The sequence below is a fragment of the Nocardia sp. CA-290969 genome, from assembly GCF_050936135.1.
Lineage (GTDB): Bacteria > Actinomycetota > Actinomycetes > Mycobacteriales > Mycobacteriaceae > Nocardia.
The window spans coordinates 3855086-3867199 of record NZ_JBNJNJ010000001.1; the positions used below are offsets into that span (position 1 = coordinate 3855086).

Below are 12114 nucleotides of genomic sequence, written 5' to 3' on the forward strand. Positions count from 1 at the left end.
AGGCCGTTGCGAAGGTCTCGCATCGTTCACTCCTCCGGTTCGTCGGGCAGGGTGTCGAGATAGGTTTCGAGATCGTCGAGCCGGTCGGCCCACATCTCGCGGAACGGGGCCAGCCACGCATCGATCTCCCGCAGCCGGCCGGAGTCGAGCGCGTAGTGGCGGCGCGGGCCGTCCACCCGGACCCGCACCAACGCCGCCGCATCCAGCATTTTCAGATGTTTGGACACATTGGGTTGCGCGGTGCCCAGCGCCCCGACCAGATCGCCGACGGTGCGCTCACCGTCGCGCAGGAGGTCGAGAATCCGCCGCCGGGTGGGATCGGCGAGAACCTCGAATACATCGCGTGCCACGGCACCGATAATTCCCCATAAGGAATATTCTTGTCAAGGCATATATCTACGGGCCGCCTCGCTGCCTACGCGGTGCAACGCACACCGTCCCCGCACAAGGTGTAGCGGAATGGCTTTGACCAGCGATAAGACCAATGCGAGAAGGATCGCTGGAAGGTTTCGATCCCGGAAGGAGGTGAGACCCATGGGTTCCTTCGGACTCGATGTCGGTGTCGGCCTCGACCTGTTCCTGAAGTGGCTGTCCGTCACATTCGGACTCGGTGTCGGCATCAGCTGACCACCGGCCGGCAGCCGGCCGGGGCGGTCCGCCTTCTCCCGCTCCGGCCACCACGGCAGTGGGCAGCGCACCTGTCCCGCACTGCCCACTGTCCCGGCTCCGCGGCGACCGAACCGACGGCGGTCGATCAGGCCGACGCCCGGTCGACGCTGCGGCGCACGAACGACAGGAATGCGTCCACCTCGTCCGCGGGCAGGGCAAGCGCGCCCCGGCGCGGCCGTTCGAAACTCCGCAGCGCCTGCTCCACCAGCGCCCGGAAATTGTTCTCGGCGGCGGCAATCGATCGTCCGGCCTGTCGTTTGGACACCCAGCGCCCGGTGCGGCAGTAGCACACCGCCCGGCACCCGTTGAGCACCCTGTTGTCCGCGAGATGCCCTGCTCCCGAGGCATGTTCGTGCACAGACGCCGAAACGGCAGCCAGCAGGTCGCTCCGCCGGGGTGCGCCCAGCACCTCCCGTATCGGGCGGCCGGCGAGCGTCCATCCACTCTGGTGCCCGATCGCCCGATCGATCACATACCAGAAGCCCGGTGCGCCGGCCGGTTCGAAATCCGCCACGGCGGGTAACAAGGGCCCGGTATTCAGATTGAGCAGATACCCCGCGTCCGGCGCACCCCCCGCGGCGAATGCGGAGTCGTACACGACCAGTTCCAGCCCGGCCGCGGGGCAGCGGAACCCGGGATGCGCCAGCACTTCCGCCAGTTCGTGCGCCGATCGCCCCGGCACCGCGGGGTCGACGACAACCATGACGTCGATATCGCTGCGCCCGTGCTGGTAGTCGCCCAGCGCCAGCGACCCCACGGCACCGACGCTCACCAGCCGGTCCCGGTAAACGGCTGCCACCCGCCGCACCAGCTCGGACAGATAACGTTCCACTTCCGCGGGCGGACGCGCCGGTTCGGAATCCATCATCCTTCGACGGTAGGACATACGCCGGCCGCCGAACCGCCACCGGCCGACCTGATCGGGTCACCCGTCGTCCAGGCCTGGAACCCGGGGCATCGCCCCCGATCGCCGGTGGTCGATCGGCGGCCGCCCGCACCGAATCCGGTTGACACCAGGGCTGTAATGGAGCGGTGACGAACCTGATCAACGCGGTACAGACGCGAGACCGGGCGGCGGCCGGCGCACTGCTGAAGGCCGGTGTGTCGCCGGAAGAGACGAGCGCGGAGGGCACCACACCGCTCTATCAGGCCTCGGTCGACGGTTGCGCGGACCTGGTTCGCCTGTTGCTGGCACACGGTGCCGACCCGAATCGGCCCAGCGCGGTCGTCGAGGAGGGCCTGCCCCTGTGCGCCGCGGCCTGCTGGAATCATGTCGGCGTCGTGTCCGCACTGCTGACCGCCGGTGCCGACCCCGATCTCTGCGAGCCACCGCATCCGCAGCAGCAGGGTCCGGGGACACCGCCGTTGCTGTGGGCAGCGAGCAACGGGCACCTCGAAACGGTCGATCTCCTGCTCGCGGCGGGCGCCGACCCGAATATCGCGGGCACACCGCTCACCCGCGCAGCCGGACGCGGATGCTACGGAATAGTCCGGTCGCTACTGGCCCACGGCGCCGACCCCCGCCGCACAGACCACGAGGGGCATACCGCCGCGACGATCGCTGCCGGGCTCGCGAACGCCGACCTGGTCGCCGTCCTCGCCGATCAGCCGGGCTGGAGCGGGCGCGCGTACACGGTCGAGCGAACTCCCGCGGGGGACGGCACCGAACGGATCACCCTGCGCTACACCGACGCCGCCGGTGGCGGCGGGGAGACATCGATACAGAACGGGCACGCCGCTATCGCCGCACTGCTCGCGGGCTCGGGCGATTCCGGTCCGGGCCCCACCTGACGACCGGCCGGCCTCCTCCCCGGCCGGCACGGGCCGGCGTTCCGGACCGTCCCGGCCGGGGAGGAAGCGAGCATGACCGGATCCCGTCGTGGTGCGGGATCCGGATCATGCCGCGGGTTCGGTCTCGAGTATCGGCGCATCGGCCACAACCTCTTTCTCTCGTGCTCGATTCAGGTGACGATCAGGAGCGGACCCGGCCGAGGAACGCGGTCACGTTCTGCCCGACCTGCCTCACCCGGTCATCGGTATCGAAATCGTCGCGGTAGGCGCGGCCCAGCGTCGGCGTCTTCTTACGCCGGGCGTACAGGGAACAGGACAGGTCCTCGCACATGTAGGTGCCGGTGGTGTTCCCGCGGCGCCCGGCCTCGCCGGATTTGCGGGCGGTCATCAGTACGACCCCGCCGTTGCTGTGGGTGGTCGAGCAGATCGTGCACATCTGGGATCGGCGCGGACCGCCCGTTTCGTAGCGCAGGGCGATACCGGCGAGACCATCGGCCTCGGGGATCACCAGATAGGCGCGGCCGGGCAGGCCGGGGTCGGTCCAGCCGAGGAAGTCCAGATCGTCCCAGGGGCGGGTGTCCAGGTCGGCCGGTACCGTGAGGCGTTTGGCGTCTCCTTTCGAGCAGTTGACGAACGACGCTCTGATCTCTCGTTCGGTTACGGGTTCCATCGGGTGTCGAAACTCCTTCACATGATGAGGATGGGCAAACCGCGACACCTTATCGACCGCACCGAAGCGTCGGCAACGCCATTTCCGCACGTGAGGGAGTCGATCGATCCTGCCGGCATGCGGGTCCGGCCCCGGATCGGGCGTCGAACCGGTTGCTCCGCAGTTCGACCCGTTCCCCGGCCGGTTGGCCGAAAGTATCGATCCCGACCCGCACCGCAGACCTACAGTGAGAGGGGCCACAGTTGGACACGACCGGGCATGAGCGGGCCGGCCCCGGCGACGGCGGTCGGGCAGCCCGGCACCGGAGTCGACGCCCGGGTCCGATGGACAGGAGTAGCTATGAGTGGGGCACACCGGGTGTCGGTGCTGGTGATCGGCGCCGGTTTCGGCGGTATCGGGGTGGCGATCGAATTGCGGCGCCACGGCGTCGACGATATCGCCATCCTGGAGAAAGCCCACGATCTCGGTGGGGTCTGGCGGGAGAACACCTACCCCGGAGCCGCCTGCGATGTGCCGTCACCGCTGTACTCCTACTCGTTCGAACCGAAGCCCGATTGGCCGCAGCGCTACTCCGGGCAGGCCGCCATCCACGACTACCTGCGCGGGGTCGCGCGCCGGCACGATCTGCTCGACCGCATCGAGTTCGGCACCGAGGTCACCGAGGCCGTATTCGACGAGAAAACCGGCCGCTGGACGGTACACACCGCCGACGGCGCCACCCGGACCGCCGATGTGCTGATCTCCGCGGTCGGCCAGCTGTCCCGCCCGCAGCTGCCCGATATCCCGGGCGTGGCGAGTTTCGCCGGGCCGGCGTTCCATTCGGCGATGTGGGATCACAGTGTCGAGCTCGCGGGCAAACGCGTCGCGTGCATCGGCACCGGCGCGAGCGCGATCCAGTACGTACCGCAGATACAGCCGCGGGTCGCCCACCTCACCCTGTTCCAGCGCACCGCCGCCTGGGTGCTGCCGAAATTCGATACCGATTATTCGCCGGTGCAGCACAAATTGTTCGCGCGAATTCCCGGCATGCTGCTGGTGGAGCGTCTCGGCTGGTGGCTGACGGCCGAAGTCTCCTCGCTGGGGCTGGTGGAGCTGCCGATCATCAGCCGGCTCGTGGCGCGGCTGGCGGAACGGAATCTGCGCAAGAACGTCGACGATCCCGAATTGCGCGCGAAACTCACCCCGGATTATCCGATCGCGTGTAAACGCACACTGTTCTCCAGCGATTACTACCCGGCGCTCACCCAGCCGAATGTCGAGGTGACCACCGCCGCCGTCACCGAGATCACCACCGAGGGTGTGCGCACCGGCGACGGCGTGCTCCACGAAGCGGACGTGATCATCTACGGCACCGGTTTCAAGGGCACCGAATTCCTCTGGCCGATGCGGATCAGCGGCCGCGGCGGGCGGGAACTGGCCGAGGCGTGGGCCGGCGGGGCGCACGCCTACTACGGGATGACGGTGCCCGATTTCCCGAATTTCTTCCTGGTGTACGGACCCAATACGAATCTGGGGGTCGGGTCGATCATCTACATGATCGAAACGCAGTCCCGGTATATCCGCCAGGCTGTGCAATTGCTCGCCGGTAGACCCGGCCACGTGCTCGAGGTCCGCGCCGACACCGAGCGTGCGTTCAACGAGGCGCTGCAGAAACGCCTCGAGCGCACCCCGTGGAATTTCTGTTCCAGCTGGTATCGCAACGCGGCGGGGAAAATCACCAACAATTGGCCGGGCACGGTGACCCGCTATCGCCGCCGCGTCCGCCGGCTGGAACCCCAGGACTACACCCTCACCCCGGCCGCGTAACCTGCGGCGCGCTCACCTGACCACTCCGTCCCGTCCGGTCCGCTTCGACCGTGTGGGCGCGCGGGCGGCCCTGACGACCACAGTGGCGCACGACGTTCCCTCCCCATACCACGGCGAGTCGCCACCGTCACCCACGCAGGTCCGCCGGCCGGTTCCCGGCGCGATTCTTTTCACATGTGCCCCTCGTCTCTGGGTTCCGGGGACCCCGGCTGTCAGGCTGACCGCAGGCTCACAGGGAGGTGCGCGGTGGCGGGAACAGGCTGGGCGGCCGGGGTATTCGCGACGGCGGCGCGCGATGCGGGATTCGCACTCGACGAATCACAACGTGTCGCCGCCGCTCGTCTCGACCGCCTCGGCACCGAATTATGCGGGCGGCGACGTCTTTTCAGCACACCACCGCGCGGCGCGTACGTATGGGGCCCGGTGGGGCGTGGGAAGAGCTGGCTGGTCGACACCTTCTACGAAGCCGTTCCCACCCCGCGGAAAAGGCGGATCCATTTCCATGAGTTCTTCCGGGAATTCCACACCCGCTACGCCGCCCACCGCGACGTCGCGCGGGCCGGGGAGCGCGCCGTGCACGACCTCCTCGGCGACGCCCGCCTGGTGTGTTTCGACGAATTCCACGTCCACGACCCCGGCGACGCCACCATCCTGGCCAAGGTCGTGGACTCGCTGTTCGCCCGCCGGATAACCCTGGTCACCACGTCGAACTATCCGCCGTCGGGACTACTGCCCAACCCGCTGTTCCATCATCTGATCGAACCGGTGGCCGCGGCGCTGGAGGATGCCCTCGACATCGTCGAGGTAGCGGGTCCGTCCGACTACCGGCGCCACAGCCCGGCGCCGGCGGCCGGGTTCGGACTGGGACGCTACCTGTGGCCGGGGGACGCCCGGCAACTCACGGCCGCCGATCTACGCCTACCGGAACCCGGCGAACGCCATCGGGTCGGCGCCGGCAACCGCTCCGTCACCGCGCTGGCCGTGCGCGGGGATACGATCTGGTTCGATTTCGCCGATCTGTGCGACCGGCCCTACTCCACCATCGACTATCTGCACCTTGCCGACCGGTACCGCCGGTGGACGGTATCGGGACTCCCGATACTGGCGACCGTCCACCGCGACCCCGTACAACGTTTCGCCAACCTCGTCGATATCCTCTGCGACCGGCAGATCCCGCTGACCCTCATCGGCCGCGCGCCCTTGAACGAATGCCTCGCCGGCGATCAGCTGCCCCCGGATATCCACCGCACCGCCAGCCGCCTGGCGCTGCTGGCCGGCGCCACTCTCCCCGCCGCGCCGGCCGGTCAGTAGTCGGGGAACAACCACAGATCCTGGTCGGTCACGGCCTGCAGGTACGCCGCCAGCGACCGCACCCGGGTGAGCGCGTGCCCGTCGTCGCTGTCATCGCCGAACAAGGGCACCGCCGCATCCCCCGTTTCGACCCGGGTGAACCATTCGTCGAGTCGTTCGAGGAAACCGCGCACGTCATCGGGGTCGAGTACCTCGTACAGGCTCAACCCGAACTCGTCGGACACCCATTTCTCGTACACCTGGCCGCGGAACCCGGTCGGATCGCCGTCCGACGGCCAGAACAATCCGCCCTCGGCGAAATCGCGGGGTAGTTCCTCGAACGGTTCGAGATCGTCGGGATGCAACCACCCGAATTCCCCGCGTTCCTCCGGCGGCATCGCCTGGAGCTGCTCGAAGGCCGCCATATCGGTAACCCGGCCCTGGTTCGGCCGGACCGCGTATACGTCGAGTCCCATGCGCACGAGCCTATGCGTTTCCCCGCCCGAGCGCAGGCCTTGGGTTTACCCTGACCGCTGCGAGGGGTAACCCGCGCGCGAACGTCTTTGAGAGGAAAGTTTCTTTGCGAATGCTTCTGCGGCCGTTGGCCCTCGCTGCCCTCGCCGCATCCGCCCTGTTCCCGGTCGCCGCGCCCGCAGGTGCCCAGACGGCCGCCGATTTCGAGGACGCCCGGGTGGACGTGGCACCGGGCTGCGCCGGCACCGTCCGCACCGCGGTCGCCGTGGCGCCACTACCGGCCAATGTCCTCGGTGTCGCGGTGGCAGTACTGTTCCGGGCCGACCGGCAGGACCCGTCGTGCGTGGTGACACCCACGGTGTCCTGGCGCAATCTCGATTCGGGAGCCACCGGCTCCACGGAGGTCGCCGTTTCGTCGGTCCCCGCCCCGGTGGGCCCCTTCCCCACCGACCACGGCTACAACCGCGCCCTTGCCGACACCGGCCCCGGCACGGTGGTCGTCACCATCACCACGAACCCGGGCGAAATCACCATCAGGGTCTGATACCGGTGCGCCGGTCGATCAGGTCCGGCGACCACCCCGCGGCACCTCCCGGAACGGCACATTGTTATCGGAGCGCGCTTCCCGCGGCATCCCGAGCACTCGTTCGCTGATCACATTGCGAGCCATTTCGGTGGTTCCGCCACCGATACAGCTCACCTGCCGCATCAGGAACACGTCGGCGGTATCGCCGAACTCCCCGTCCCATACCGCATCCCCGGCGACCTCGAATTCGATAGTTGCCCGGCGGGATTCGGCGATACCGCGAAACAGGCGCCCGATACCGGCCGACTGTTCGGGCATCCGGCCGGTGGCCATCCCCATCCCGAGCCGTCGCTGCAGCGCGGTGCCGACGATATCGAGCATCCGGTCCTCGCCGATGAGGTCGCGCACACCCGGTTCGTCGATGGTGCCGGCCCGGCAGGCGATCTCCACCGGCGACCGGTCGGAGATGGCAGGTTTCGCGGGCACCGTGACATACGGCGATTCCGACAGCAGCCGTTCGTGCGACATCCACCGCGTTCCGACCGTCCAGCCCCCGTCCACTTCGCCGATCCGGTCGGAATCGGGGACCCGCACATCGGTGAGGAATTCCTGGCAGAATTCCCGGGCACCGTTGAGCATCTCGATCTGATGCACCTCGATCCCCGGCTGGTGAATGGGCAGGATGAACACCGTGAGCCCGCGGTGTTTCGGCACATCCCAGTTGGTGCGGGCCAGGCACAGCGCCCAATCGGAATACCAGGCGCCGGTGGTCCAGATCTTGGCGCCGTTGAGCACCCAGTCGGCACCGTCGCGGACGGCGGTGGTCACGGCGCCCGCCACATCGGAGCCGCCGCTGGGTTCGGAGAGGAACTGCATCCAGATCTCCTCGCCCCGCAGCATCGCCGGAATATGGCGCCGCTTCTGCTCCTCGGTCCCGAAATCGAGCAGCACCGCCGCGCACGGCGACAGCGTGGGCACCTGGCACCGCGACGGATACTCGAAACCGGCCATCTCCTCGGTGAACGCCCGCTGATGCGCGACCGTGAGCCCCTGACCACCGTATTCGACCGGTATCGCGATCCCGGCGAACCCCGCGTCGTAGAGCTTGCGTTGCAGCCGCCGGTCGTTGCCGACTGCCGCCAACTCCTCTTCCCGCGAAACCTTCCGCAGTCCGGCGACGGCTTCCGGCCGGTACGGCCCCAGGTTCGCCCGGATCCAGGCCCGCGCCCGCAGTCGGAAACTCTCGACGGCCTCGGGTTCTGTAGTTGTTCCCGGCCGATCGCCCAGGCCCGTTTGCCCTGGGTCATCACGCTCCGCGACCACCGTCCCGCCGGAGGGACTCGCCGACTCATCGGGAGTGGGCAAGGCTCCGCCGGGCTCGCCCTCCGGCGCCGCCACGCCGCGCGCCTGCTCCGAAGGATCCGGTGCCCCGCGATCATCCTGCCCCAGGGCTCCGGGGTCCGACGCGCTCGCCGCATCCTGTTCGATCAGCCGGTCGGCGATACGCCGGCGGTGCTGGGCCGGTGTGCCGTACAGCGTGCGGTTGACGGTGGCCCGGCGCAGGAACAGATGCAGGTCGTGTTCGAATGTCAGCCCGATTCCGCCGTGCAGCTGAACACAGTCCTGCAGCAGCTCCGGCCCGTAGTGGCCGATGAACGCCTGCGCCACATCCACCAGCTCATCCGATTCCGGGGACTGTTCGCCCACCGCGGCGGCGGCCCGGTCGGCGATCGCGTGCGCCGCCTCGAGCCACGATTTGAGATCGGCCGTCCGGTGTTTCAGCGCCTGGTACGACGCCAGCGGCCGCCCGAACGAATACCGGTCCGCCATCCAGTCCAGCACCATCTCGAAGCCGGTCTGCATGGCCCCCACGGTTTCGGCGCACTGCACGACCACCGCGATCTGCTCCTGCCGCGCGATCTGCTCCGCCGCCGCCCCGGGCACACCCACCAGCGCGCTGCGTGGAACCCGGACATCATCGAAGGCGACCGCCGAGAACCGGCGCGTGAGGTCGGGCGAGCGCAGCGGCGTCACGGTGACTCCCCGGCTCTCCACCGGCACCAGAACCTGGGTGAGGCCACCCTCGCACAGCCCGGTGACCAGCAGATACCGTGCCACCCCAGCCGACTCGACGGGCTGTTTCCCGCCGTTGAGGACCAGCTCGTCCCCGTCGACCCGTATCTCGAGTCCGACCCCGCGCTGCGGTGCCGCCTCGGCGTGACACCAGGTCGCGATCGATTCACCCGACAGCAATTCGGCGAGAACCTCCGCGTGCGAACCGTTCTCGGCCAACGCGGCAGCCACGATATTCCCCGGCACCAGCGGCCCGGGCGCCGCATGCCGCCCGAACTCGTACGCGATCAACGTCAGATCGACAACCGGCCGCCCACTGATCGATCCGCCGCCGGCCTCCTCCCCGACCAGCAAGGATGTCCAGCCGAGTTCGGCTCCACCCCGCCAATACTCGGCCCCGAACCCGTGCTCGTCGTGGCGCAACTCGCGAACCTTCTCCTGCGGGACACGGGCAGCCAGGAACTTCGCGGTCGTGGAGCGGAAGAACTCCTGGTCATCGGTGATATCGAACAGCATGCGGTCGGCTCACTTCTCTATGGGTCTCGGGAAGCCGGTCACACGCCGGAGTGTCAGCGCCACCGATAACGATGCTTCCTGATTCGGAAATATCACTCTCTCTATCGTAGATTCCTCTTCTTATTCGAATACCGCACAGTCAGGCACTTCCGCAATACCCGACACCAACTGCCCTGATAGGAGGCATCGCCGGGGCCTCGAAGGCATGGCAGCGAAATCGACACCTGGCACGACCTGGGGCCCCGTCGCGGCCCGGGTGGCCTTCAACGGCACGGTGCAGAACTGGGCCGCACGCAACGACGGCCTCAACGACGAAGTCCTCCAGGACACCGGCCTCGTCGACACCGTCACCACGCAAACCTGCCCCGATGTGCGCGACCGGGCCCTCGAAGCCCTCGACGCCGAAACCCTCGCCGCGGCCCTCGCGGGCTTCGGCGAATAGCGAACAGACCCTACTGTTTACGCACTGGCAGGTTCGACAACGGGTGCCGATGACTCCGATTGCTGTTTGGGCGCTGCGGGCGACCACGCCCGCAGCGGTTGCAACACGCTCCCGTAGAACGCGTCGACCGCGCCGGTCACGCTCGTGATGAAGCTCGAGGCAGTCCCCGATCGACGGTTACCCATCGGGAAGCTCTGCTCGAGAGTGAACGATGCGATCTGGCCGGAACGGCCGCCGGTCAGCAGTTTGGGTTCGGCACGTACCGCCTCGAGATACTCGCACGCCTCGTTTCCGTCTTCCGAGTACACCGCCTCGATCCGTACCGCACCCGGTGCGTCGGCGAGCTGTTTGAGCAGCCAGGACAATCGCCGGAAGGAGGTCCCTTCATCAGGGGCGGCCACCGTAGAGCGGCACAGTATCTTGTTCGTCCGCACATCGGCTACCACCACCAGATCGCCCACGGTGTCGGGGACGCGCAGCACCGCTTCGAACACCCCTTCGGCGGCCAACCTGCCGGCAAAGGCCGCATCGCGAGCAGCGGGATCGTTGGCAAACCGCCGCGGAAGGATGTTCTTCACCGTCACGCCGAGTTCGGCCGTGAGCCGCAACGCCAGGTGCCGGGACAGCGACACCCACCTCTCGGCGACCGCCGCCGCCTTCTGATCGCCGGCGCGCAGGGTTCCGCCGACCACCGCGTCGCGGACAGCCACCCAATTCCTGCCCATGTCCACGAATTCCCGCGCCCCTGAGCGGGGATGTTCGAGATAGCGGAGGAGCTCACCCAGCAGCCACACCTCCAGGCCGTCCTCGATACCCCGCCGTGTGTCAGCAGCATGCGGGCCTCGTGCGCAACCTCCGCCCACGACAGATGCCGCAGTGCGACTTTCGCCAGCTTGCGCCGGTCCACCTCCACCGGCAGTTCACCGGGCGCGGCCGGGACATCGTTGGACAGGCTGATCACCGCTTGGACAACAAAACAGACGTCACGGACTTCACCTTCGATCGAGGCGCGGAAAGGAGTTATGTCACACGCACATCGAGCCGGGGTAGGCGTCCGTTACGAGCCGATTTACCAGAAATCGCAGTTACGCAAACTTTTCCATAGCCTCCAGGATGCAACATGTTGACGACCGCCACTCGAGCCACCAGCCGGTTGCTGGAAACGTTTGTCGCCCGCCCTCGAGCTGCGCTTCGTCGCGCGGTTCGAGATGCGTATGCGACCTGACTTGGATTCCGATGCGTTAGGGTGGGCTCAGACTGATGGGGGGTTCGTATGACCGGTCCGCTGAACAATGCCGGCTACCCCGCTCCGCCACCGGGCTCCGGACACCCTGCACCGCTCGGTCTTTCGCCACGAGCACCGAACAATGGGACTGCGCTGGCGGCTGCCCTCATCGGCCTGCTCGGCGGAATCGTCGCAACCGTGCTGGCGGTCAATTCCTACTTCGCGTGGCGCAACTATGTCGAGACGGTCGATGAACTGAACGACGGGATGCCGACGGCCATCGCACTCGACCCCACTGTGTTCGTGTATGTGCCGGTGTTCGCGGTGACGGGGGCTCTCCTGCTCGCCGGTTCGGGATTGTTGTTCGCTCGTACCCAGCTCGGCCGGGTACTGCTGGTCATCGGCGGTGCGGTCGGCGCGCTGGCCGCGTTCGTGCCGCTGGTCCGGATGGCAATCGAGATCAACCGTATCTCCGAACTAGATATTCTCGTTCTGCAGTTGTTCGTGTCCGGCTCTATGGCGTTCGGTCCCGCAGCGGCCGGTGTACTGGCCGCGCTGCCCACGACCGGACGCTGGATCGCCGCGCGCCAGCGGTGAACCGGGCCCCCGCGCGGCCAACTGAATCGAGCAGC

11 protein-coding genes and 1 pseudogene are annotated in these 12114 nt (G+C 67.8%); 6 read left to right on the forward strand and 6 right to left on the reverse strand.

Features of this window, described 5'->3' with window-relative positions:
• Positions 1 to 26: 26 nt before the first annotated feature.
• Positions 27 to 350, reverse strand: a complete 324-nt coding sequence (locus ACQEVO_RS17335; protein WP_432914344.1) for an ArsR/SmtB family transcription factor — start codon at positions 348 to 350, stop codon at positions 27 to 29.
• A 404-nt stretch (positions 351 to 754) separates the two neighbouring features.
• Positions 755 to 1537: an aminoglycoside adenylyltransferase domain-containing protein gene (locus tag ACQEVO_RS17340; RefSeq protein WP_432914346.1), complete on the reverse strand. Its 783-nt coding sequence runs from the start codon at positions 1535 to 1537 to the stop codon at positions 755 to 757.
• A 164-nt stretch (positions 1538 to 1701) separates the two neighbouring features.
• Between ACQEVO_RS17340 and ACQEVO_RS17345 the strand changes: the two genes are divergently transcribed.
• Complete coding sequence (locus ACQEVO_RS17345) at positions 1702 to 2460, forward strand: ankyrin repeat domain-containing protein (protein WP_432914348.1); 759 nt, start codon at positions 1702 to 1704, stop codon at positions 2458 to 2460.
• Positions 2461 to 2641: 181 nt separating this feature from the next.
• Here ACQEVO_RS17345 and ACQEVO_RS17350 read toward each other — a convergent pair whose 3' ends face one another.
• Positions 2642 to 3130: an FBP domain-containing protein gene (locus ACQEVO_RS17350; protein WP_432914350.1), complete on the reverse strand. Its 489-nt coding sequence runs from the start codon at positions 3128 to 3130 to the stop codon at positions 2642 to 2644.
• Between the two features lie 339 nt (positions 3131 to 3469).
• Here ACQEVO_RS17350 and ACQEVO_RS17355 point away from each other — a divergent pair, with 339 nt between their 5' ends.
• Together ACQEVO_RS17355 and zapE are read left to right on the forward strand one after the other, a co-directional pair.
• The gene (locus tag ACQEVO_RS17355; RefSeq protein WP_432914351.1) at positions 3470 to 4936 is read left to right on the forward strand and encodes a flavin-containing monooxygenase; all 1467 of its coding nucleotides are present in this window, start codon (positions 3470 to 3472) and stop codon (positions 4934 to 4936) included.
• Between the two features lie 246 nt (positions 4937 to 5182).
• Positions 5183 to 6247 (forward strand): cell division protein ZapE, encoded by a 1065-nt coding sequence (zapE, locus tag ACQEVO_RS17360; RefSeq protein ID WP_432914354.1) that lies wholly within the window; start codon positions 5183 to 5185, stop codon positions 6245 to 6247.
• Here the strand turns inward: zapE and ACQEVO_RS17365 are convergent.
• Positions 6241 to 6702 carry a hypothetical protein gene (locus ACQEVO_RS17365; protein ID WP_432914357.1) on the reverse strand — a complete coding sequence of 154 codons (462 nt, stop codon included), beginning with the start codon at positions 6700 to 6702 and terminating at the stop codon, positions 6241 to 6243. The genes zapE and ACQEVO_RS17365 overlap by 7 nt on opposite strands.
• Positions 6703 to 6806: 104 nt before the next feature.
• Here ACQEVO_RS17365 and ACQEVO_RS17370 point away from each other — a divergent pair, with 104 nt between their 5' ends.
• On the forward strand, positions 6807 to 7244 hold the full coding sequence (locus ACQEVO_RS17370; RefSeq protein WP_432914359.1) for a hypothetical protein: 438 nt from the start codon (positions 6807 to 6809) through the stop codon (positions 7242 to 7244).
• Between the two features lie 18 nt (positions 7245 to 7262).
• Here ACQEVO_RS17370 and ACQEVO_RS17375 read toward each other — a convergent pair whose 3' ends face one another.
• A complete protein-coding gene (locus tag ACQEVO_RS17375) occupies positions 7263 to 9815 on the reverse strand; it encodes an acyl-CoA dehydrogenase (protein WP_432914362.1) in 2553 nt (850 codons plus the stop codon).
• A gap of 205 nt (positions 9816 to 10020) precedes the next feature.
• On the opposite strand from ACQEVO_RS17375, the gene ACQEVO_RS17380 reads away from it, so the two are divergent.
• Entirely contained in the window at positions 10021 to 10257 is a 237-nt protein-coding gene (locus tag ACQEVO_RS17380) for a hypothetical protein (protein ID WP_432914365.1), read from the forward strand.
• 17 nt (positions 10258 to 10274) lie between these two features.
• On the opposite strand, the pseudogene ACQEVO_RS17385 reads toward ACQEVO_RS17380, so the two are convergent.
• A pseudogene (locus tag ACQEVO_RS17385) lies at positions 10275 to 11218 on the reverse strand (TerD family protein); the annotation flags it as partial.
• A gap of 312 nt (positions 11219 to 11530) precedes the next feature.
• Here ACQEVO_RS17385 and ACQEVO_RS17390 point away from each other — a divergent pair.
• The gene (locus ACQEVO_RS17390) at positions 11531 to 12079 is read left to right on the forward strand and encodes a hypothetical protein (protein ID WP_432914368.1); all 549 of its coding nucleotides are present in this window, start codon (positions 11531 to 11533) and stop codon (positions 12077 to 12079) included.
• Positions 12080 to 12114 lie beyond the last annotated feature (35 nt).

Bases quoted from the DNA above. Each gene is read 5' to 3' on its own strand.
- ACQEVO_RS17380 (WP_432914365.1), top strand. From the start codon at position 10,021: ATGGCAGCGAAATCGACACCTGGCACGACCTGGGGCCCCGTCGCGGCC.
- ACQEVO_RS17375 (WP_432914362.1), bottom strand. From the start codon at position 9,815: ATGCTGTTCGATATCACCGATGACCAGGAGTTCTTCCGCTCCACGACC.
- ACQEVO_RS17340 (WP_432914346.1), bottom strand. From the start codon at position 1,537: ATGATGGATTCCGAACCGGCGCGTCCGCCCGCGGAAGTGGAACGTTAT.
- ACQEVO_RS17390 (WP_432914368.1), top strand. From the start codon at position 11,531: ATGACCGGTCCGCTGAACAATGCCGGCTACCCCGCTCCGCCACCGGGC.
- ACQEVO_RS17355 (WP_432914351.1), top strand. From the start codon at position 3,470: ATGAGTGGGGCACACCGGGTGTCGGTGCTGGTGATCGGCGCCGGTTTC.
- ACQEVO_RS17365 (WP_432914357.1), bottom strand. From the start codon at position 6,702: ATGGGACTCGACGTATACGCGGTCCGGCCGAACCAGGGCCGGGTTACC.
- ACQEVO_RS17350 (WP_432914350.1), bottom strand. From the start codon at position 3,130: ATGGAACCCGTAACCGAACGAGAGATCAGAGCGTCGTTCGTCAACTGC.